This is a genomic window from Variovorax cryoconiti (genome assembly GCF_051216395.1).
GTDB lineage: Bacteria > Pseudomonadota > Gammaproteobacteria > Burkholderiales > Burkholderiaceae_C > Variovorax.
The window spans coordinates 492,097-513,683 of record NZ_JBPJZI010000001.1; the positions used below are offsets into that span (position 1 = coordinate 492,097).

The 21,587-nt window shown below is 68.6% G+C and carries 22 protein-coding genes; 15 read left to right on the plus strand and 7 right to left on the minus strand.

Features of this window, described 5'->3' with window-relative positions:
* Positions 1–79 precede the first annotated feature (79 nt).
* Positions 80–1,126, plus strand: coding sequence for an adenosine deaminase (locus ACSFA2_RS02450; protein WP_435453717.1), 1,047 nt, complete (start codon positions 80–82; stop codon positions 1,124–1,126).
* A 12-nt stretch (positions 1,127–1,138) separates the two neighbouring features.
* On the opposite strand, the gene ACSFA2_RS02455 is transcribed toward ACSFA2_RS02450, so the two are convergent.
* From ACSFA2_RS02455 to ACSFA2_RS02465, 3 genes are read right to left on the minus strand one after another with little or no spacing between them, the layout of a single operon-like run.
* The gene (locus ACSFA2_RS02455; RefSeq protein ID WP_435453718.1) at positions 1,139–2,122 is read right to left on the minus strand and encodes a tripartite tricarboxylate transporter substrate binding protein; all 984 of its coding nucleotides are present in this window, start codon (positions 2,120–2,122) and stop codon (positions 1,139–1,141) included.
* Between the two features lie 45 nt (positions 2,123–2,167).
* Positions 2,168–3,319 (minus strand): CaiB/BaiF CoA transferase family protein, encoded by a 1,152-nt coding sequence (locus ACSFA2_RS02460; protein WP_435453719.1) that lies wholly within the window; start codon positions 3,317–3,319, stop codon positions 2,168–2,170.
* A gap of 23 nt (positions 3,320–3,342) precedes the next feature.
* The gene (locus ACSFA2_RS02465) at positions 3,343–4,278 is read right to left on the minus strand and encodes a hydroxymethylglutaryl-CoA lyase (protein ID WP_435453720.1); all 936 of its coding nucleotides are present in this window, start codon (positions 4,276–4,278) and stop codon (positions 3,343–3,345) included.
* A 112-nt stretch (positions 4,279–4,390) separates the two neighbouring features.
* Between ACSFA2_RS02465 and ACSFA2_RS02470 the strand changes: the two genes are divergently transcribed.
* A complete protein-coding gene (locus tag ACSFA2_RS02470) occupies positions 4,391–5,299 on the plus strand; it encodes a LysR family transcriptional regulator (RefSeq protein WP_435453721.1) in 909 nt (302 codons plus the stop codon).
* Between the two features lie 15 nt (positions 5,300–5,314).
* Here the strand turns inward: ACSFA2_RS02470 and ACSFA2_RS02475 are convergent, their stop codons facing one another.
* The 3 genes from ACSFA2_RS02475 to ACSFA2_RS02485 form a co-directional block, all read right to left on the minus strand.
* On the minus strand, positions 5,315–6,109 hold the full coding sequence (locus tag ACSFA2_RS02475; protein WP_435453722.1) for a phosphodiesterase: 795 nt from the start codon (positions 6,107–6,109) through the stop codon (positions 5,315–5,317).
* Positions 6,110–6,159: 50 nt separating this feature from the next.
* The gene (locus ACSFA2_RS02480) at positions 6,160–6,516 is read right to left on the minus strand and encodes a DUF1161 domain-containing protein (RefSeq protein ID WP_435453723.1); all 357 of its coding nucleotides are present in this window, start codon (positions 6,514–6,516) and stop codon (positions 6,160–6,162) included.
* A gap of 66 nt (positions 6,517–6,582) precedes the next feature.
* Entirely contained in the window at positions 6,583–7,518 is a 936-nt protein-coding gene (locus ACSFA2_RS02485) for a LysR family transcriptional regulator (protein WP_435453724.1), read from the minus strand.
* A 120-nt stretch (positions 7,519–7,638) separates the two neighbouring features.
* On the opposite strand from ACSFA2_RS02485, the gene hpaH reads away from it, so the two are divergent.
* From hpaH to ACSFA2_RS02520, 7 genes are all read left to right on the plus strand, one after another.
* Positions 7,639–8,442 carry a 2-oxo-hept-4-ene-1,7-dioate hydratase gene (gene hpaH / locus ACSFA2_RS02490; RefSeq protein ID WP_435453725.1) on the plus strand — a complete coding sequence of 268 codons (804 nt, stop codon included), beginning with the start codon at positions 7,639–7,641 and terminating at the stop codon, positions 8,440–8,442.
* A 19-nt stretch (positions 8,443–8,461) separates the two neighbouring features.
* The gene (locus ACSFA2_RS02495; RefSeq protein ID WP_435453726.1) at positions 8,462–9,931 is read left to right on the plus strand and encodes an aldehyde dehydrogenase family protein; all 1,470 of its coding nucleotides are present in this window, start codon (positions 8,462–8,464) and stop codon (positions 9,929–9,931) included.
* Between the two features lie 24 nt (positions 9,932–9,955).
* Positions 9,956–10,852 (plus strand): DODA-type extradiol aromatic ring-opening family dioxygenase, encoded by an 897-nt coding sequence (locus tag ACSFA2_RS02500; RefSeq protein WP_435453727.1) that lies wholly within the window; start codon positions 9,956–9,958, stop codon positions 10,850–10,852.
* Positions 10,849–11,760 (plus strand): NAD(P)H-binding protein, encoded by a 912-nt coding sequence (locus ACSFA2_RS02505; RefSeq protein ID WP_435453728.1) that lies wholly within the window; start codon positions 10,849–10,851, stop codon positions 11,758–11,760. Before ACSFA2_RS02500 ends, ACSFA2_RS02505 begins: the two co-directional genes overlap by 4 nt.
* A 37-nt stretch (positions 11,761–11,797) precedes the next feature.
* Positions 11,798–12,796 (plus strand): tripartite tricarboxylate transporter substrate-binding protein, encoded by a 999-nt coding sequence (locus tag ACSFA2_RS02510; protein WP_435453729.1) that lies wholly within the window; start codon positions 11,798–11,800, stop codon positions 12,794–12,796.
* An 8-nt stretch (positions 12,797–12,804) separates the two neighbouring features.
* Positions 12,805–13,782 (plus strand): fumarylacetoacetate hydrolase family protein, encoded by a 978-nt coding sequence (locus ACSFA2_RS02515; protein ID WP_435453730.1) that lies wholly within the window; start codon positions 12,805–12,807, stop codon positions 13,780–13,782.
* Positions 13,783–13,854: 72 nt separating this feature from the next.
* Entirely contained in the window at positions 13,855–14,946 is a 1,092-nt protein-coding gene (locus ACSFA2_RS02520) for a BMP family ABC transporter substrate-binding protein (protein ID WP_435453731.1), read from the plus strand.
* Here the strand turns inward: ACSFA2_RS02520 and ACSFA2_RS02525 are convergent.
* Complete coding sequence (locus ACSFA2_RS02525; RefSeq protein WP_435453732.1) at positions 14,943–15,824, minus strand: LysR family transcriptional regulator; 882 nt, start codon at positions 15,822–15,824, stop codon at positions 14,943–14,945. The two genes, ACSFA2_RS02520 and ACSFA2_RS02525, sit on opposite strands and share 4 nt — an antisense overlap.
* Before the next feature lie 104 nt (positions 15,825–15,928).
* On the opposite strand from ACSFA2_RS02525, the gene ACSFA2_RS02530 reads away from it, so the two are divergent.
* From ACSFA2_RS02530 to ACSFA2_RS02555, 6 genes are all read left to right on the plus strand, one after another.
* Positions 15,929–16,534 (plus strand): short chain dehydrogenase, encoded by a 606-nt coding sequence (locus tag ACSFA2_RS02530; protein WP_435453733.1) that lies wholly within the window; start codon positions 15,929–15,931, stop codon positions 16,532–16,534.
* A 162-nt stretch (positions 16,535–16,696) separates the two neighbouring features.
* Positions 16,697–17,989: a guanine deaminase gene (gene guaD / locus ACSFA2_RS02535; protein WP_435453734.1), complete on the plus strand. Its 1,293-nt coding sequence runs from the start codon at positions 16,697–16,699 to the stop codon at positions 17,987–17,989.
* A 54-nt stretch (positions 17,990–18,043) separates the two neighbouring features.
* Positions 18,044–18,610: a dCTP deaminase gene (gene dcd, locus ACSFA2_RS02540; protein ID WP_435453735.1), complete on the plus strand. Its 567-nt coding sequence runs from the start codon at positions 18,044–18,046 to the stop codon at positions 18,608–18,610.
* A gap of 187 nt (positions 18,611–18,797) precedes the next feature.
* Entirely contained in the window at positions 18,798–19,031 is a 234-nt protein-coding gene (locus tag ACSFA2_RS02545; RefSeq protein ID WP_435453736.1) for a hypothetical protein, read from the plus strand.
* 53 nt (positions 19,032–19,084) lie between these two features.
* On the plus strand, positions 19,085–19,957 hold the full coding sequence (gene ypfJ, locus ACSFA2_RS02550; protein ID WP_435453737.1) for a KPN_02809 family neutral zinc metallopeptidase: 873 nt from the start codon (positions 19,085–19,087) through the stop codon (positions 19,955–19,957).
* A 104-nt stretch (positions 19,958–20,061) separates the two neighbouring features.
* Positions 20,062–21,564 carry a DEAD/DEAH box helicase gene (locus tag ACSFA2_RS02555; RefSeq protein WP_435453738.1) on the plus strand — a complete coding sequence of 501 codons (1,503 nt, stop codon included), beginning with the start codon at positions 20,062–20,064 and terminating at the stop codon, positions 21,562–21,564.
* The last annotated feature ends 23 nt before the right edge of the window (positions 21,565–21,587 follow it).

Consider the following 21,587-nt stretch of genomic DNA (forward strand, 5'->3'; position numbering starts at 1 on the left):
GAAGATGGACGGCAGATGAATGTCATGTAACCCCGCGCTGACACTCGCGCGCTCGGGGCGATGGATTTACAGTCCCGTCATGACCGCCCACGATTTCAATATTCCCGCCGAACGGCTGCCCGCGCTGCTGTGCGCCATGCCCAAGGCCGAACTGCACATGCACATCGAAGGCTCGCTCGAACCCGAGCTCATTTTCGCGCTGGCGCAGCGCAACGGCGTGGCCATCCCCTATGCCAGCGTGGAGGAGCTGCGCCAGGCCTACGCCTTCACCAACCTGCAGAGCTTTCTCGACATCTACTACGCCGGCGCCAGCGTGCTGCGCAAGGAGCAGGACTTCTACGACATGGCCTGGGCCTACCTGGAGCGTGCTGCGGCCGACAACGTGGTGCGCACCGAGATGTTCTTCGACCCGCAGACGCACACCGCGCGCGGCGTCGACGTCAAGGTGGTGATCGACGGCCTGCACCGCGCCTGCGTCGATGCCGAAGCGACGCTGGGCGTGAGCGCGGCGCTCATCCTGTGCTTCCTGCGCCACCTCAGCGAGGAAGAGGCCTTCGAGACGCTCGAACAGGCGTTGCCGTATCGGGACCAATTCATCGGCGTCGGCCTCGATTCGAGCGAGCTCGGCCATCCGCCCGAGAAGTTCGCGAAGGTGTTCGCGCGCTGCCGCGAACTTGGCCTGCATCTCGTGGCGCATGCCGGCGAAGAGGGCCCACCCGCCTACGTGTGGAGCGCGCTGGACGTGCTGAAGGTGGAACGCGTCGACCACGGCGTGCAAAGCGCCAAGGACCCGGCGCTGATGGCGCGCCTCGCGAAAGACCGCATCCCGCTCACCGTCTGCCCGCTGTCGAACCTCAAGCTCTGCGTGTTCCCCGATTTGAAGGAACACAACCTGAAGACCTTGCTCGACGCCGGCTTGGTCGCCACCGTCAACTCCGACGACCCGGCCTACTTCGGCGGCTACATGAACGAGAACTTCCTGCAGACCTTCGCGGCCACAGGCCTGACGGCGCGGCACGCGTGGCAGCTGGCGGCCAACAGCTTCGAGGGCAGCTTCATCGATGACGCCGCCAAGGCGCGCTACCTCGACCGCCTCAACGACACCTTCGCGCGTTTCGCCGCCTGAGTTCGGCCCAGGTCACTCGACCTGCACGTTCGCCTTCTTCACCAGCTCGCCATAGCGCGCCTGCTCGGACTTGAAGAACTTCAGCGCGGCCTCGGGCGTGCTCGGGTGGATGAAGTTGTCCTGCTTGGCCATCGCCGCCTTGACCTCGGGGTCGTTGAAGGCGACGACGATCGCGTCGTGCAGTCGCTTGACCTGCGCGGCCGGCAGCTTGGCCGGGCCGACCAGGGCGAACCAGCCTTCGACATCGACCGACGGGAAGCCCTGCTCGGCGATGGTCGGCACGTCGGGCAGCGAGGCCACGCGCTGCTTGCCCATGACGCCGATGGCGCGCAGTGTGCCGGCCTTCAGGTGGCCCTGCACGGCAGGCACCGCGCCCACGCCGATCTCGACCTGGCCGCCGATGATGTCGGCCAGCATCGGGCCCATGCCCTTGTACGGGATGTGGCGCACCTCCACGCCGGCCGCTTCCATGTACATCTCCCCCGCGAGGTGGATGATGGTGCCGTTGCCCGACGAGCCGTAGTTGTAGCCGCCGGGCTTGGCCTTCAGGAAGGCCTGCAGTTCCTTCGCATTCTTGGCTGGCACCTTCTCCGGGTTGACCACCAGCACGAAGGGCGAGCCGCCGATCACGCTGATCGGCGTGAGGTCGGTGATGCCGTCGTAGGGCATCTTCTTGAAGACGCTCGGGTTCACCGCGTGGTTGTTCGACACGACGCCGACGGTGTTGCCGTCGGGTGCCGCTTTGACGACCGCCTGCGTGCCGTTGATGCCGCCGGCGCCCGGCAGGTTCTCGATCACCACCGGCTGGCCACCCAGCGCCCTCGACAGCGCGACCTGCGCCGACCGCATGATGGTGTCGACGCCGGAACCGGCGCCCACGGGGAGGATGACGCGCAGCGGCGTCGACGTGCTCTGTGCACCGGCCAGGCCGGTGGCGCCGCAGAGTGCCGCGGCCGCCAGGGTCAGCAGGGTGCGGCGTGCAAGGGATGAGGTCATGTGTTTTGTCTCCGTCATTTTTGGGGGTAGGGAAAAGGATCGCTGTCAGCGCCCGGGCAGGCCGGCCAGCACTTCGTCGGTGTGTTCACCGATCTTCGCCAGCGCTTGCCGCACACCCGGCCGGCGGCCGCCCATCAGCAGGGGCAGCAGCACCACCTGCGTGTCGGTGCCGTCCTCGGCCTGCATCGGTGCCAGGCCGCCGCTGGCCAGCAGGTGCGGGTCGTCGACCAGCTGGTCGGGGCGTGTGATCGGCGCGTAGGGCAGGCCGGCCGCTTCGAGTTGGGTCGAGAGTTCGGCGATGCCGCGATGCGCCATCGTCTCGCCCAGGTGGCGCAGCAGCTCGGGCCGCACCGCCACGCGCTGCGCGTTGGTGGCCAGGGCCGGGTCGGTGGCGAGGTCGGGCCGGTCGATCACGCGGCACAGCGTCTGGAACTGCTTGTCGCTGACGGCGCCGATGAACAGCTGTTCGCCTTCGGCCAGGGTGAACACGTCGTACACGCTCCAGGCCGACACGCGTGACGGCATCGGCGGCGCCGGCTCGCCCGTCATCAGGAACTGCTGCACATGCTGCGCCGAGAGGAACACGCAGTTCTCGAACAGCGCGCTCTGGATCTCCTGGCCGCGGCCGGTGCGCTCGCGTTCGCGCAGCGCGGCCAGCACGCCGATGGCACCGAACATGCCGCCCATGATGTCGTTCACGCTGGTGCCCGCACGCAGCGGCCGGCCGGCCGGCCCGGTCATGTACGACAGGCCACCCATCATCTGCACCACCTCGTCGAGCGCCGTGCGGTGTTCGTAAGGGCCCGGCAGGAATCCCTTGTGCGACACGTAGATGAGGCCCGGATGGGTTGTCGACAGCGTCTCGTAGTCCAGCCCCAGCTTGGTCATGAGGCCGGGGCGGAAGTTCTCCAGCATCACGTCGCACTGGCCGATCAGCTCGACCGCCGTGGCGTGGCCGTCGGGGGTGTTGATGTCGAGCACCACGCTCTTCTTGTTGCGATTGAAGCTGCGGAAGAAGCCGATGCCCAGACCCGGCAGCGTGCGCGTCTTGTCCCCGCCGGGCGGCTCGATCTTGATGACCTCGGCGCCGAGGTCGGCCAGGATCATCCCGCAGGTCGGGCCCATGACCATGTGGGTGAATTCGATGACGCGCACGCCTTCGAGCGGCAGGCCGGTGGCGGTCGATGCGGTGTTCATGCGGAGAGGCTTTCGGTTCGGTGTCAGTGCGCCGTGGCGCGTGGGAAGGTCTTGGGCAGGCCGGCACGCCACAGGGCGCCGTTCGTCTGTTCGGCGGCGAGCCAGCCGGCCACCTTGGCGCGCAGCGCGAGCAGCGCGTCCATGTCGAGGCCGGTGTCGATGCCCATCGCGCCCAGCATGAAGCCGAGGTCTTCGGTCGACGCGTTGCCGCTGGCGCCGGGCGCGTGCGGGCAGCCGCCGATGCCGGCGAGCGAGGCGTCGAAGCGCGCGACGCCCAGTTGCGCGGCGGCCAGCACGTTGGCCAGCGCCAGGCCGCGCGTGTCGTGGAAGTGGCCGCAGCAGAAGCGATCGCCGGCGATCTTCAACGCCTGCTCGAACAGGCGGCTGACGGAGAGCGGGTCGGCGTAGCCCACCGTGTCGGCCAGGCTCACGCGGTCGGCGCCGGCGTCGAGCAGCGCCTGCATCAACCGCAGCACTTCGGCGGGCTCGACCGCGCCCTGCAGCGTGCAGCCGAAGGCCGTGCCCACGCCGCCTTCGATCAGCGTCTTGCGGCCCGAGGCGTCGCGCGCCGCGCGGATGCGGGCCAGTTCAGCCACCACCTCGTCGGGCGTCTTGCGAAGGTTGGCCAGGCTGTGGGCGTGGCTGGCCGACAGCGGCAGGATCATCAGGTCGGCGTCGCCTTCGAGCGCGCGTTCGGCGCCCTTCAGGTTGGGCACCAGCACCGAGGCGACGAGGCCCGGCAGCGTCTTGGCATAGGCCAGCACCTCGGCGGTGTCGGCCATCTGGGGCAAGAGGCGCGCCGGCACGAAGGAGCCGACTTCGATCTCGCGCTGCCCGGCCGCGACCGCGTCGCGCAGCCACTCGAACTTGCGTTCGGTGGACAGCACCGTGGCGATGCTCTGCAGGCCGTCGCGCAAACCCACCTCTCGCACGACCGCGCGTGCTGGCAATCCATTCATCGTCTTGTCTCCTGGTTTGCGATGAACTATAGGAATTCCCGATGGCATGATCCAGTGGTAAATCGGAACATGAAAAGTTCCAGATCGGAATCCCTGAATCGGAGCCTGTTCCATGCACGACCTCGACCTGAAGACGCTGCGGCTGCTGGTGGCCGTCTGCGACCACGGCAACATCAAGCAGGCTGCGGCGCAGGAGCACATCGAGCCCTCGGCCATCAGCAAGCGCATCGCGCAGCTCGAGCAGCAGCTCGGCGCGCCACTGCTGGTGCGCGGGCGGCGGGGGGTGGTGCCCACACCGGCCGGCGTCGCATTGCTGGAGCACGCACGCACGCTGCTCTTCACCCTGGCGCGCATCGAATCCGACGTCGCAGCCTTCGCCGGCGGCATTCGCGGGCAGGTGCGACTGGTGGCGAGCGCGTCGGCCATTGCCGAATCGCTGCTCGACGACGTGGCCGCCTTCATGCGCGAGCCGGCGCACCGCGACATCAAGGTCGACATCGAAGAACGCTTCTCGCGCGACCTGGTGCGCATGGTGCGCGAGGGCAGCGCGTCGCTCGGCGTGTGCTGGGACAGCATTGGCTTCGAGGGCCTGCAGCACCGGCCCTACCGCCGCGACGAGCTGGCCGTGGCCGTGCACGCCGACCATCCGCTCGCGCGCAAGCGCACGCTGCGCTTCGAGCAGACGCTCGACTACGAGCATGTCGGCCTGCCGCCCGCCACCGCGGTGCACACGATGCTGCACCGTGCCGCCGCGCGCGTGGGCCGCACGTTGAGCTACCGGGTCGTCGTCTCCAACTTCGATGCGGCGCTGCGCGTGGTGTCGGCCAACCTCGGCATCAGCGTGATCCCGCGGCAGGTCAGCCTGGCCTACGTGCCGGCGGGGTCGGTCAAGGTGATCCCGCTCAATGAGACCTGGGCACGGCGGCGCTTCGCGATCTGCTACCGCGAGGCCGACAACCTGCAGCCGGCGGCGGCCAAGATGGTGGAGTTCCTGGTGAAGAAGGGCGAGGCCGACGGCTGAGAGCGCCCGGCACGCTCAGTAGAAGTCGTAAGGGCCTTCGAAGTCGCCGATGTAGCTGAGGTGGCTCACCAGGCCCTCGGTCGGGTCCCAGCGGTGCAGCATGCAGGCGGGCGGTCCCATGAAGGATGCCGGCTTCGCCTCGGGCGCGAGGCGCAGCGCGATCTCGGTGGTGGTGCTTGGGCAGGCGCAGACCACGGTGCCGGCCCAGCGTCGGAACATCGGCCGGTGCACATGGCCGCACAGCACGGCCTCGATGTGGCGGAAGGCGCCGATGACCTCGGCCAGCGGCGCCGCGTCGAGCAAGCGGTACGCGTCCATGTACGGAATGCCGGAGACGAAGGGCGGGTGGTGCAGCATCACGACGGTAGGCTTGGCCATGTCCTGCGCGAGCGTCGCCTTCAGCCAGGCCAGGCCCGCCGCATCGAGCGCGCCGTGGTGCTGGCCGGGCACGGTCGAATCGAGCGCGATGAGTCGCACGGGGTGCGTGTCGATGCAGTAGTGCAGCGGGCCGGTCGCCGGCAGGTAGGCGTGGTCGGCGAAGGCCGCGCGCAGGGGGGCGCGGTCGTCGTGGTTGCCGGGCATGACGAGGTAGGGGACCGTCAGGTCCGCCAGCAACGCGTGGGCGTGGGCGTATTCGTCGGGGTGCCCATGGTCGACGAGGTCGCCGGTCAGCACCACCAGGTCGGGGCGCACGTCGAGCGCATGCACATGCCGGATGGCGTCGCCGAGCATGCGGTTCGAGTCGGCCACGCCCTTGTAGCGCTGGCCCGCGGGGCGGATGTGCAGGTCGGAGAGTTGGCAGATGAGCAAGGCGGTTCCCGGAGGCGATGTTCCGCGAGCCTAGCAGCGCCTCGCAAATCTCAAGGCTTGCAGGTGCCGCCGACCGGCGCGCTACCGTCCTTGCACTCGGTGAGCATGGCGGACCCGCGGGGTCGCGCTGGTGCTGCGGCGTTGTCAGCGCCAGCCGAGCTCGGTCGCGTGTAGACGATCTTGCGCGTGCCCAGCGCGCAGCTGCCGACCACCTGGCCGCTGGTGTTCGCGTTGGCGTCCACGACCGTGACGCTGAAGCCGATGACGCCCGACGCAGCGATCTTCGATTCGATCTGCGCGCGGATGGCTTCGCAGTTGTCGCTGTCCTGAGCGGCGGCGTTGCCGGCCAGTGCGCAGGCGACGAGCAGCAGCCCTCGTGCATGGGTGCGTGCGGTTGCTTGGTGCATGTGTTACTTCCTTTCAGTTGCCACAGAGGTTGCCAGCATCTCGCGGCGGGCACGCAACCGAATGCTTCAGCGCGGCGCCTTGCTCGCAGCCACCTTGGCATGCCAGCGCGGCAGCCAGGTCGCCAGGTGCTCGCCGAAGCCCTCCGCGGCCGGCGACAGGTGCCGGCCCTGCGCCTGGTACAGGCAGACGGAGCGGATCGCCTCGGGCTCGACCACGCGCCGCATCACCAGCCCGAAGTGGCGTGCCAGCACCTGCACATAGGCCGGTGCCAACGTGGCAGCGAGGCCTTGCGCCGCGATCCCCATCGCGGTCGTGAGGTTGTCGACCACATCGACCGGGCCGACGCGCGAACCCTCCGGCACCGTGAGCCGCATCTGCGCCACGCTGCGTTCATGGTCGTGGCCGGCGGCCACCAGCGGCTGGTCGCGCAGGTCCTTCCAGCGCACGACCTTGCGCTTGGCCAGAGCGTGCTCGGGCGGGCACCACAGCACCCAGGGGCTGTCGAAGAGCGGGCGGCTCTGAACGCCAGCGCCGACGGGGCGGTCGGGCCCGACGGCCAGGTCGACGTCGCCGGCGGCCACGCTGTCGACCAGCTGGTCCACCGGCAGGTCGCGGATGCGGATCACGACCTTGGGCCGCTCGGCCGCGTAGTCGCGGATGGCGGCGGGCAGGGCGGTGCTGGCCAGCGCGAGCGGCGCACCGATGCGCACCACGCCGGCCGCGCGGTGGCGCACGTCGTCGGCCGCGCGCTCGGCGGCGTCGAGATGGCGCAGCACCGTCTCGGCCGAAGGCAGGAAGTCGCGACCGGCCGCGGACAGCGCGACGCGCCGCGTGGTGCGGTCGAACACGCGGAAGCCGAGGATCGATTCGAGTTCGGCCACCAACTGGCTCACCGCCTGCGCCGTGAGGCCCAGGCGCTCGGCGGCGGCGCTGAAGCTGTGCAGTTCCGCCACGCGGGCGAGGGCTTCGAGCTGGCGCAGGCTGACGCGGGACAGGGACATGACGCGATTATCAATCGCTGCTTGGCAATGGCTCCAAAAGCATTGCTTGTTGCTGCACCGGCGGCGTTCGACACTGGCGCCCGGCCCGGTGAGCGGGCCCACGACAACAGGAGACACACCATGCTTGACGCGTCGACCCACGCCGCGCTGGCGCGCGAACTGCACGAAGCGCAGCGCACCCGCGTGCAGCTCGGCCATTTCTCGTTGCGCCATCCCGCGATGACCATCGCCGACAGCTACGCCATCCAGGCCGAGTGGATGAAGCTGTGCCTGGCCGAGGGCCGCCGCGTCATCGGCCACAAGATCGGCCTGACCTCGCGCGCCATGCAGCTCGCGTCGCAGATCACCGAGCCCGACTACGGCACGCTGCTCGACGACATGCTGCTGCGCGACGGCGCCGAGGTGGAGGCCGCGCGCTTCATCGTGCCGCGCTTCGAGACCGAGTTCGCCTTCATCCTCGCCAGGCCGCTCAAGGGGCCGAACGTGACGCTGTTCGACGTGCTGAACGCGACCGACTACGTGGTGCCCGCGCTGGAACTGATCGACGCGCGCATCGCGCAGTTCGACCGCGAGACCAAGGCGCCGCGCAAGGTGCTCGACACCATCGCCGACAACGCGGCCAACGCGGCCATCGTGATGGGCGGCCGGCCGATGAAGCCCGACGCGGTCGACTGGCGCTGGGCCGGTGCGCTGCTGTTCAAGAACGGGGTGATCGAGGAATCGGGCCTGGGCGCCGCGGTGCTCAACCATCCGGGCAACGGCGTGGCCTGGCTCGCCAACAAGCTCGCGGCTTTCGACCAGGGACTGGCGGCTGGCGAGATCGTGCTCGGCGGTTCGTTCACGCGGCCGGTGCCGTGCGCGGCCGGCGATGTCTTCCATGCGGACTACGGCCCGCTGGGCTCGATCTCCGTCCGCTTCGTCTGATCGTTTGGAAGGTGCACCCATGACAACCCTCGACGTGGCCGGCATCGCCGTGTCCCCCGACCATTACATCGACGGCCGCCGCGTGCCGTCGGACCAGCACTTCGAGCTGCAGAGCCCGATCGACCAGCGCGTGCTGGGCCGCATCGCCGAAGGCACGGCCGAGCATGTCGAAGCCGCCATCGTCGCCGCGCAGAAGGCCTTCCCGGCCTGGAGCGCGATGAGCGCGGCCGAGCGCCAGCCGTTGCTCGACCGTTTCGCCGAAGAGATCGGCAAGCGCGCCGACGCCTTCTGCGCGCTGGAGAGCAACGACGCCGGCGTGCTGCTCTCGCGCATGCGTCACGGCGTGGTGCCGCGCGCCATGCTCAACATCGCGTGGTTCGCGCAACACGCGCTGACGCTGCAGGACCGGCCCATCGACACCGAGCAGGCGCACCACATCGTGCGGCACGACCCGGCCGGCGTGGTCGTGATCATCACGCCGTGGAACGCGCCGCTGATGCTGTCGACCTGGAAGCTCGGTCCCGCGCTGGCGGCCGGCAACACCTGCATCCTGAAGCCGCCGGAATGGGCGCCGCTGACCTGCTCGCTGCTGGCCGACGCGGCGCATGCGGCCGGCCTGCCGCCCGGCGTGTTCAACGTGGTGCAGGGCACCGGCGCGCGCACCGGTGCGGCACTGGTGGCCGATGCACGCATCGCCCGCGTGTCCTTCACCGGCTCGGTGCCGACGGCCAAGGCCATCGCGCAGGCGGCGGGCGCGAACCTCGTGCCCTGCAGCCTCGAGCTCGGTGGCAAGAGCCCGTTCATCGTGCTGGAAGACGCCGACCTGGATGCCGCGGCCGCGACCGGCGCGCTGATGTACCGCAACGCCGGCCAGGTCTGCCTGGCGGGCACGCGCTTCCTGGTGCATGCAAAGGTGGCCGAGGCCTTCGTCGCCGCGATGCGTGGTTACGTCGAGAAGCTGACCGTCGGCGACCCGCGCGACGCCGCGACCGAGGTCGGCCCGATCATCCATCCGCGCCAGGTCGAGCGCGTGGCCGGCTTCGTCGACCGCGCCGTGGCCGGCGGCGCGACGCTGCTGTGGGGCGGCGCGAAGCACGGCTTCGGCGCGCAGTACTACCAGCCCACGATGCTCACCGGCCTGAAGCAGAGCGACGAGATCGTGCAGAACGAAATCTTCGGCCCGGTGCTCACGCTGCAGACCTTCGCCGATGACGACGAGGCCATCGCGCTGGCCAACGGCACCGACTACGGCTTGGGCGGCGTCTGCTACGGCGAGACGTCGCACGCCACCGCCGTCGCGCAGCGCGTGCGCACCGGCTTCATCTGGGTCAACAGCTTCGGCATCCGCGACCTGGCCGCGCCCTTCGGCGGCATCAAGCGCAGCGGCATCGGGCGCGAGGGCGGCGACTGGAGCTTCGAATTCTTCTGCGACGTCAAGGACGTCGTGGTGCCGAAGAAGCCCTTCAAGGCCAGCTTCAGCCACCGCTGAGTTCATCCATCAAGGAGAAGAAACATGGGACAGATCGTCGGCGCCGCCCTGGTGTCGCACCACCCCGGCCTGATGCAGTGCGAGGAGTTCCGCCGCCTCCAGGGCGCAGGCGAGGACTCGGACCTGATCGCCGGCTATGCCCGACTGCGCGCGAAGATCGCCGAGGCGAAGCCGGATGTCGTCGTCATCTTCGACACGCACTGGTTCACCACCGGCTACCACCTGGTCGATGCCGGCCGGCACTACAGCGGCATGTACACCTCCGACGAGATGCCGTGGTACCTGCATGGCGTGCCTTACGACTACCACGGGTATCCGGCGCTGGCGAAGGCCATCGAGACGGTGTCGCGCGAACGTGGCGGCTACAACCGCGCGATCTCGCATCCCGACCTCGGCCGGCAGTACCCGACCATCAACCTCGTGAAGCACCTGGGTTTCGAAGAGCCGGCGATGCCCGTCGTCACCGTCAGCTCGTGCCAGAACTGCGAGTGGCCGCACTTCCTGGCATCGGGCGAAGCGATCGGCGAGGCCATCGCGCGCAGCGATCTGCGCGTGCTGCTCATTGCGTCGGGTGCGCTGAGCCACAAGTTCAATGGCATCGACTGGAAGCCGAACCATCCGCGCATCTTTCACGAGAGCAACGTGTCGCGGCCTGAGAACATCGAGAGCGACAAGCAGGCCATCGACCTGATGAAGCAAGGTCGGCACGATCTGATCCTCGAACGCTGGGAGGGCGACTACCGGCGCAGGCCCTGGGAAGCGTTTGGCGCGCACTACCTGCAGATGCTCGGCGCGATGGGCGGCGCGGCTTGTCGCCTGGCGGGCGAGCCGCTGTCCGCGTACGAGAACGCACGCGGCACCGGGAACATCCACGTCTGGTTCGACACGCAGCGCCTGGCGAGCCGGGCGGTGGCCTCATGACGGGCGCACCCCAGCGCCAGACGGTCGGCGTCACCGGCGCGGCGGGCCAGCTCGGGCAACGGGTGCTGGCCCATCTGAATCGGATCCGGCCGGACGGCATGCAGATTCGGGCCCTCACACGATCCCCCGCACCGCCGAGCGCCCTGGCGGCATGGGCCGATGAATTCCGCAGCGCCGACTTCGGCGGGCCGACCGAAGACCTCGCGCGTGCCTTCGAGGGGCTGGACACGCTGCTGCTGGTGTCGATCGAAGGCGAAGACGACTGGCGCGAAGCGGTGCAAGCGCGCGCCGTGCAGGCGGCGGCCCAGGCCGGCGTGCGCCGCATCGTGTACACCAGCTTCTACGATGTCGCGCCGGCCTCGCCGTCGCGGGTGGCCAAGGTTCACCGCAGCACCGAGGAAGCCATCGCACGGACGGGCTGCCAGTGGACGTTTCTCCGCAATGGGCCCTATCTGGACAACGCCGTGCTTCGCATGGCCCATGCGGCCAAACAGGGCCCCGTGTTCCGCATGGCCGCTGGCGATGCCCGCCTGCCTTTCATCGCGCGCGACGACCTGGCCTTTGCCGCCGCGCAAGCCCTGGTCGGCGAGGGTCACGACACCGGTGCCTACCGCCTCGGAGGCCCCCGACTTCTGTCCTTCCACGATCTGGCGCGCATCGTCGGCGCCAAGCTGGGGTCGCCGCTGCGTTACGAGGCCATCGACGACAGCGCCTACCAGGCCGAACTGCAGGCGATCTCGCTGGCCCCGGACATGATTTTGCGGCGCCTGGCCTACGTGCGGGCGATGCGCGAGGGCTTCATGAGCGCACTGAGCCCCGATTTCGAACGGCTCACGGGGCGACAGCCGCAGGACGCACGCGACGCGGTCGCGGCCATGGACCTGGAGGCCGATCGACCGCTGCATTGATCCGCTCGCGATTCCTCGTAACCACAAGGAGACAACGATGACAGATCCCGACCGCCGGCAGGCGATGCGCACCCTTGCATGCGCAGCGCTCGCGACATTGGCCTGGCCTGCAGGCGCCGCGCCTGCGCACGAGGCCGTTCCCCTCTTGAAGATCATGTTCGGCTATCCGCCAGGGGGCGCGGGTGACCTGGTGACCCGTGGCCTGGGCCAGAAGCTGGTGCCCGACACGGCCAAGGCCGTGGTCGTCGAATCGAAACCGGGTGCGGCGGGTCGCCTCATCATGGACACGGTGAAGGCCGCGCCGGCAGACGGCTCGGCCGTGCTGGTCACGCCGTCCTCGGTGGTGTCGATGTACCCGCACGTGTACGGCAAGCTGAACTACGACCCGTTCCGCGACCTGATGCCGGTCAGCACCATCTGCGAGTTCGTGCACGGCATCGCGGTGGGGCCGGCCGTGCCTGAATCGGTCAAGACGCTGCCGGACCTGCTGAGCTGGTTCAAGGCGAACCCCGACAGGGCGAGCGTGGGCAATCCCGGCGAAGGCTCGCTGCCGCATTTCCTGACGCTCCTGCTGGCGCGCGCCAGCGGCCTGAAGCTCGAAGCGATCGCCTATGCCGGCGGCCCGCCCGGTGTGAAAGACACGCTCGGCGGACAGGTGCCCGCCATGATCGCCACCGAAGGCCAGTTCGCCGCCTACCTGCACGACGGCAAGCTGCGCTTGCTCGCCACATCGGGCCGCCAGCGCTCGCGCTTCTCGCCGCAGGTCCCGACCTTTGCGGAGCAGGGCATCGGCACCATTCAGGTCAGTGAATGGATCGGCATGTTCGCCCCGGCCAGAACCCCGGCGCCGGTCGTCGATCGCCTGAGCACCGCCGTGCGGGAGGCGCTGCTGCAGGCCGATCTGGTCGAGAAATTCGCCGCCTACGCGATCCACCCCGTCGGCAGCAGCCCGGAGGAACTGGGTCGACGCCTGAAGGCGGATCACGACTTCTGGGGACCCACCATCAAATCCACCGGCTTCACGCCGCTGTCCTGAGAATGACCATGAACTTCGAATTTCCCTTCAACGAACTGCCGGCCGTGATGCGCGGCCCGCGCGTCGAGCGCCGCCGCGTGCTGGTGGGCGGCAGCGCCTTCTGGGGCACGGTGGTGGAGGAGGGCGCCGACGCCGGTCAGCTGCGGCTCGATGACGGACGGCTGCTCGACGCGGAGGGGCTGGCCTACCTGCCGCCGGTGTCGCCCAGCAAGATCATCGCGGTGCACATCTCGTACAGCTCGCGCAGCCACGAGACGCGCAACCAACCCAAGCCGAGCGAGACACCGACCTACTTCACCAAGCCGCCGACGGCACTCAACGGCCACGGCGGACAGATCCTGAAGCCGGCCGACGTGAAATACCTCAATTACGAGGGCGAGTACGCGGTGGTCATCGGAAAAACGTGCCGCAACGTGACGCCCGACGAGGCCTGGGACTTCATCGAGGGCTTCTGCCCTGCACTCGACATGGGCCTGCAGGACTTTCGCGACACCGACCAGGGCTCGATGTTGCGCGTGAAGGGCGCCGACACGCTGCTGCCCATCGGCCCCGGCATCGTGCGCGGCGTCGACCTGTTCGCGCAGACCTTGCGCACCACGGTCAACGGCCTGGTCGTGCAGGAGGCTGCCATCGGCGAGGAGACGATCTGGGGGCCGCACTATGTGATCGCCGACATCGCACGCCACATCACGCTCATGCCCGGCGACGTGATCCTGATGGGCACGCCGTGCCACTCGCGCTCGGTCGATGCGGGCGACGTGGTGGCCTGCGAGATCACCGGCATCGGCCGGGTCGAAGGCACGGTGGTGGCCATCGATGCGCCGCGCGCCAGCGCGCTGGGCGTGGGCCATGCGCCGACCGACACGCCCGAGGTGCGCCGCGTCGCGCTGGGCTTCGACGAGCGCGTGCCGGAGCGCTTGAAGAGCAACCTGCGGCGTGCCAAGGGCGCGCGGGCCGAAGAAGGCGAGAGCATGCCGAGGCCTTAAAATGTGCCCCGCGTTGCAGGCGTCCCGGCTGCAGCGCGTTTTTATTTCACCGGGGCCATGTCGAGGAACACCATGTACAAAAACCTCGTGGCCGCGCTCGCGGCTGCCTGTTGCTTTTCGTCTCCCGCTTTTTCACAGACCGCACCGGTTGCACCGCCGTTGAAGATCGGCTTCGTCTACGTCGCGCCGCTGGCCGACGCCGGCTGGGTGCACCAGCACGACGAGGGCCGCCAAGCCGTCGAGGCCGCGCTGGGCGCCAAGGTGAAGACCACCTTCGTCGAGAACGTGCCCGAGGGCGCCGATGCCGAGCGCGTGATTCGCGACCTCGCCCAGCAGGGCAACAAATTGATCTTCACGCCCAGCTTCGGCTACATGGAGCCGACGTTGAAAGTGGCGAGAGACTTCCCCGACGTGAAGTTCGAATCGGTCACCGGCTACAAGACCACGCCCAACGTCTCGGCCGCCAATGCGCGCTACTACGAGGGCCGCTACCTGGCCGGCGTCGCCGCGGGCCGCATGACGAAGACGCACGTGGCCGGCTATGTCGCGGGCTTCCCGATCCCCGAGGTGCTGCAGGGCATCAACGCCTTCACGCTGGGCATGCGTTCGGTCGACCCGAAGGCGCAGGTCAAAGTCGTGTGGCTCGACGCCTGGTTCGACCCGCCGAAGGAGCGCGACGCGGCCATGACCCTGTTCAACCAGGACGTCGACGTGATCGCCTTCCACACTGGCTCGACCGCCGTGATGGCCGCCGCGCAGGAGCGCGGCAAGATGGCCGTGGCCTACCACTCCGACATGCGCAAGGTTGCGCCCGACGCGCAGATCGTCGCCGTCACGCACCAGTGGGGCGGCTACTACACGCAGCGCGCCCGCGCGGTGCTCGATGGCAGCTGGAAGCCCGGCAACGTCTGGGGCGGCGTGAAGGAAGGAATGATCCGCGTCGGTGACTTCGGCCCCAAGGTGCCCAAGCCGGTGCAGAACGAGGTGCTGGCGCGGCAGCAGGACATCGCCGCCGGCAAGCTGCGGCCCTTCGCCGCCGCGGCGGCGGACGTGCACGACAACGAAGGCCATGTGGTGATCGCCAAGGGCAGTGCGCTGACCGACGAGCAGATCCTCAAGATGAACTGGCTGGCCGAGGGCGTGCAGGGGCGCGTGGCGCGCTAGCCGAGCCGTTCGACCACGAAGTCGACGAAGGTCCGCAGCTTGGCGCTGGGCCGCGCTTCGGGCCATCGAACGATGTGCACCCGGCGCGTCGGCAGCGCCCAATCGGGCAGCAGCTGAACCACCTGGCCCGAGGCCAGGGCGGGGCCGAGCAATGCATCGGCCTGCACGATCACCCCCACGCCTGCCATGGCGGCAGCCAGCAACGCTTGCCCGTTGTTGGTGGTGAGCGGCCCGCGCACCGGCACATGCACGGTCTGGCCGTCGCGCGTGAAGCGCCATGAATGGTTCGGCCCCCAGGTGGCAAAACCCAGCAGCGGGAAAGCCTCGAGTTCCGACGGATGGCGGGGCTGCCCGTGTTGTGCGACCCAGGCCGGGCTGGCGACCGCGAACATGCGCGCGAGCGCGAGCGGACGCGCGATGAGCCCTTCATCGACCGCCGCCCCGGAGCGGATGCCGCAGTCGAAACCCTCTTCGGCCAGGTCGACCACGCGGTCGTTGAGCACCAGGTCCACCTTCACCTGCGGGTAGGTGGCGATGTAGTCGCCGATTACCGGCGTGAGCCGGTGCGCGCCATAGGCCACCGGCGCGGTGACCCGCAGCACGCCCTGCGGCATGGCGCGCAGCGATTCGGCGACGCCGTCGGCCAGGTGCACGCTGGCCAGCACGTCGCGGCAGCGCTCCAGGTAGGCCGCACCGATCTCGGTGAGCGCGTGGCGGCGCGTGGTGCGCTCCAGCAGGCGCGCCCCCAGCTGTGCTTCGAGCGCGCGAATGTGCTTGCCGACCATCACCGCCGACAGGTCGAGCGCCTCCGCTGCAGCGGCGAAGCTGCCCGCGTCGACCGTGGCGGCAAAGACCTCCATGGCGCGTAGCTTGTCCATATTGCGAACCCTGAGTTTCGAATGACCGAACCAGATGGCAATTTATCAAATCCATGGTTCGCAAAACAATGGCCGCTTCCTGATTCACTTTGGCGAGGTTCTCCATGAAGGTTCTTGTTGTGGGCGCGACGGGCGCTGTGGGCAGCGCGGTGGCACAGGCACTGGCCGCACGCGGGCACGAGGTGGTGCGTGTGGGCCGTACGCGCGGCGATCTGCAGGTCGACATCACGAGCGACGCCAGCGTCGAGGCGCTGTATGCGGCGGTCGGGCGTGTCGATGCGATCGTCTCGACGGCGGGTGGCCTGTTCTTCGGGCCGCTGGTCGAGATGACGCCGGCGAACTTCAATGTCGGCCTGCAGGACAAGCTGCTGGGCCAGGTGCGGCTCGCGTTGCTTGGCCAGCATGTGTTGCATGACGGGGGTTCGATCACCTTGACCACGGGCGTCGCGGCCGACGACCCGGTTCGCGGGGGAGGCAATGCGGCCGCCGTGAATGCGGCGGTCGAGGGTTTCGTGCGGGGCGCGACGATCGAGCTGCCGCGCGGGCTGCGCATCAATGCGGTGAGTCCGACGCTGTTGACCGAATCGTCGGCGGCCTATGGGGCGCTTTTTCCTGGCGTTGAAACCGTACCGGCCGCGCGCGTCGCGCTGGCGTACGTGCGTAGCGTCGAAGGACCGCTGACGGGGCGCGTGTTCCGCGTGTGGCACTGAGCGGGCGCGCTGCTTGCGCCACCAGCACGTGGTGAAGCCCGCACTCGGCGATGGACGGGGAGGGGCCGTACAAGCTCCAGAACGAATCGCATTCGGTGTATGGCACTGATATGCGCATGGAAATTGCGGCGACGCGGGGCTGGATTACCCTCCGCAGCCACGATGAAAAATGCCTACCGCGCCTCCCTCCTGCGATTCGACGACGCCGGTCGTCCCCTGTTCGACGACGACGGCCTGCTGGTCGTCGCGCCCGATGCCACCGGCCGCCAGCGGGTGGTCGATGCGGGCAGCTACCCAGAGGTGGCACCGAGGCATCCCGATGCCACGGTCACGCACTGGCCGGGGCGCATCCTGGCACCGGGCTTCGTGGACATGCACATCCACTTCCCGCAGACCGACATCATCGGCGCGCCGGCCGACGGGCTGCTGCCCTGGCTGGAGAACTACACCTTTCCCGCAGAAAGCCGATTTGCCGAGGCCGCACATTCTGAAGCCGTCGCCGAGGTGTTCTTCGACGAGCTGATGCGCAATGGCGTGACCACATCGCTGACCTTCGCGACTTCGCACGTCGCGTCGGTGCAGGCCTTCTTCGCATCCGCCCAGCGCCGCGGTCTGCGCATGATCACCGGCAAGGTGCTGCAGGACCGCCATTCGCCCGACGGTGTGCGCGACGAAACGGTGCAGAGCCTCGTCGATACCGAATCGCTGATCCGGCAATGGCACGGCGTCGACCGCCTGGGTTACGCCATCACCCCGCGCTTCGCGCCCACCAGCACCGACGCGCAGTTGCGCGGTGCCGGCGAGTTGGCGGCGAAGTACCCCGACACCTGGATCCACTCGCACGTCGCCGAGAACAAGGACGAAGTGACATGGGCGCGCGAGCTGTTCCCGCATGCGCGTTCGTACCTGGAGGTCTACCACGGCTTCGGCCTGATGCGCGAGCGCGCCGTGTACGCCCACTGCATCCATTTCGACGACGACGACCGCCGCCTGATGCGCGCCACGCAGACGGCCACGGCCGTGAGCCCGACCAGCAACCTGTTCCTGGGCAGCGGCTTCTTCGACTTCGAGGGCGCCGACCGCATCGGCTACCGCTATGGTCTGGCGAGCGACGTGGGCGGCGGCACCAGCTTCAGCCCCTTCGCGACCATGATGGCCGCCTACTACGTCGGCCGCGAAGGCCAGACCAAGCCGGGCATCAGCATCGCGCCGTCCGAACTCTGGTGGCGCCACACCGGCGGCGCAGCCGAGGCGCTGGGGCTGGCGGGCGTGATCGGCAACCTGCAGCCGGGCTGCGAGGCCGACTTCGTCGTGATCGACCCCAAGGCGACGCCGCTGCTGGCGCGCAAGACCGGGCTGGCGGCCAACCTGGAAGAGCTGCTGTTCGCGATGATCGTGCTGGGCGACGACCGGTTGATCGAGCGCACGGTGATCTCGCAGGCACTGCCCGCCTGACCCGGTGGCCCGCGCGGGCTGCCTAGAATGGCGGCCCCGAGGAAGGACCCTGACATGACCATCAAGAGCGACAAGTGGATCCGGCGCATGGCCGAGCAGACCGGCATGATCGAGCCCTTCGAGCCCGGCCAGGTCCGCGAGCGCGAGGGCCACAAGATCATCAGCTACGGCACGTCGAGCTACGGCTACGACATCCGCTGCGCGCCCGAATTCAAGGTCTTCACCAACATCCACAGCACGGTGGTCGACCCGAAGAACTTCGACGAGAAGAGCTTCGTCGACATGCAGGGCGACTACTGCATCATCCCGCCCAACAGCTTCGCGCTGGCGCGCACGGTCGAGTACTTCCGCATCCCGCGCAACGTGCTGACCATCTGCCTGGGCAAGAGCACCTACGCCCGCTGCGGCATCATCGTCAACGTCACGCCCTTCGAGCCCGAATGGGAAGGCTACGTGACGCTCGAGTTCAGCAACACCACGCCGCTGCCCGCCAAGATCTACGCGGGCGAGGGCTGCGCGCAGGTGCTGTTCTTCGAAAGCGACGAGGTGTGCGAGGTCAGCTACAAGGACCGCGGCGGCAAGTACCAGGGCCAGAGCGGCGTGACGCTGCCGAAGGCCTGATCAGCGCATCGGTCGGAGGCCGGGTGGCGTCCGATTCGCAGGCCGGCTGCGGTCCTACAACGCCTTGCGCTTCCCGGCGCAATCCGCAGCGACAGTCAGCGGCACCATCGGTAACTGGACGTACACGCTGTACGGAGTCGAGGAGCCGACAATGAATTCCCAGGAACAAGGGCGCGCCGAGCGCCCCATGACGCCTTACCGCTGGCTGCTGGCCGCGGCGTTGCTGTCGATCATGCTGGTGCAGATGGTCGCGATGGTGCTGGTCACCCGCTCGCAGGTGCAGCGGGCCGAGGTGCGTGAAGCGGCGGAACGCAGCCAAGGCCGAACGGCGGGATCGACGGCGATCGCGTCGTCTGGCGCCCGTCCGCTCGAAGCGTCCAGCAACGGTTTGATCACGGTCGGGCTCTCCGCCGCGCGTTGAGCGCGTAGGATCGCGCCACGCCCGCCATGCAGGCGGCTGTCAAGGAGAGCGTCATGCGGTGGGAAGGCAACGAACAGTCGGACAACGTCGAAGATCGCCGCAGCGGTGGTGGTGGCGGCGGGTTTCCCATCGGTGGGCGCAGCGTCGGCATCGGCACCGTGGCGGTCGCGCTCGTCGCGGGATGGATCTTCGGCATCAACCCGCTCACCGTGCTGGGCTTGCTCACCGGTGGCGAGTCCGCACCCCAGGTGCAGCAGGGGCCGGCACAGAAACCGCCGCCCGACGACCGCGAAGCGGCCTTCGTCTCCACCGTGCTCAAGAACACCGAAGTCGTCTGGACCCAGGCGTTCCAGCAGAACGGTGGGACCTACCAGCCACCGCGTCTGGTGCTGTTCCGCGGGGCCACGCCGACGGCCTGTGGCACCGGTCAGTCGGCCATGGGCCCGTTCTACTGCCCCGGCGACAAGAAGGTCTACATCGACCTGGGTTTCTTCGAGACGCTCAAGCGCGACCTCGGCGCGCCGGGTGAATTTGCCCAGGCCTACGTGATCGCGCACGAGGTCGGCCACCACGTGCAGGACGAACTCGGCATCACCGCCAAGGTCGACGGCATGCGCGGCCGGCTCAGCCCCACCCAGAACAATGCGGTCAGCGTGCGCGTCGAACTGCAGGCCGACTGCTTCGCCGGCGTGTGGGCGCACCACTCGCAGCAGTCCAAGCAGTGGCTGGACCCGGGCGACATCGAGGCGGCCATGAACGCCGCGCAGAAGATCGGCGACGACGCGCTCCAGCGCTCGGCCGGCCGTGCCGTGGTGCCCGACAGTTTCACCCACGGCACCAGCGCCCAGCGCCAGCGCTGGTTCGGCACTGGCTACAAGAGCGGCAGCATGCAGACCTGCGACACCTTCGCCGCCAAGCAGTTGTAACGCGACGCGGGGTGGCCTTGGGCTGCTCCTCATTCGATAGCGGATCGGCGAGTCACCGCACTGTCATTGTCGTTTTTTGCCGCGGTGCGACAATAGCGGGCTTCATGACAAGCTCCTTTTCCAATCTTTCGCTGGCAGAACCGCTGGCGCGCGCCGTGGCCGAAATGGGCTACGAGACCATGACACCGATCCAGGAGCAGGCCATTCCGGTCGTGTTGTCCGGGCAGGACGTCATGGGCGCCGCGCAGACCGGCACCGGCAAGACGGCCGCCTTCTCGCTGCCGCTGTTGCAGCGAATGCTCAAGCACGAGAACAGCTCCACCTCGCCCGCGCGCCACCCGGTGCGTGCGCTGGTGCTGCTGCCCACGCGCGAACTGGCCGACCAGGTCGCCCAGCAGGTCAAGCTGTACGCCAAGTACACCAACCTGCGTTGCGCTGTGGTGTTCGGCGGCATGGACATGAAGCCGCAGACGCTGGAACTGAAGAAGGGCGTCGAGGTGCTGGTCGCCACGCCCGGCCGACTGCTCGACCACATCGAGGCCAAGAACGCGGTGCTCAACCAGGTCGAGTACGTGGTGCTCGACGAGGCCGACCGGATGCTGGACATCGGCTTCCTGCCCGACCTGCAGCGCATCCTGAGCCACCTGCCCAAGCAGCGCACCACGCTGCTCTTCTCGGCCACCTTCTCGCCGGAAATCAAGCGCCTGGCGGGCAGCTACCTGCAGGACCCGGTCACCATCGAAGTGGCACGGCCGAACGAAACCGCATCGACCGTCGAGCAGCGCTTCTTCAGCGTGAGCGACGACGACAAGCGCCGTGCGCTCAAGCAGATCATCCAGCAGCGCGGCATCACGCAGGCCTTCGTCTTCGTCAACAGCAAGCTGGGCTGCGCCCGGCTGGCCCGTTCGCTTGAGCGCGAAGGGCTGCGCACCACCGCACTGCACGGCGACAAGAGCCAGGACGAACGCCTGAAGGCGCTCGACGCCTTCAAGAAGGGCGAAGTCGACCTCCTGGTGTGTACCGACGTCGCGGCCCGTGGCCTGGACATCAAGGACGTGCCGGCGGTGTTCAACTTCGACATCCCGTTCAATGCCGAAGACTATGTGCACCGCATCGGCCGCACCGGCCGTGCCGGCGCCTCGGGCCTGGCGGTGAGCTTCGCGAGCGGCGGCAACGACGCCCGTCTGGTCGCGGACATCGAGAAGTTGATCAAGACCAAGATCGAGCTCGAGCCGATGGAGTTCGAGGAAGACCGCCCGCGCGGCCGCATCAACGACGGTCGCCGCCATTGGCGCGAAGAGGGCGAGGTCGAGGCCGGCGATACGCGCGAGGTGCTCGACACGCTGGAAGCGCCGCGTGAGCGCGCCGAGCCGTCGCGCGAGCAGCGTGCGGTCGATACGCGCTCGCCGCGCGGCGGTGGCCGTCCGCACCGTGCGCCTGCCGCCCCGCGCGATCCGTTCTTCGAGCAGCCCTACGAAACACCCGAGCGCGAAGCCGCGCCCACGTGGGAAAGCACCGCCAAGGGCGGACCCGCACGCGGCATCTCGAGCAACATCAAGCCCAAGCGCAAGGTCGCCGCGCTCTTCAAGAGCAGCGAGCCGAGCTGATCCGCGCTTGTGCTGAATGAACA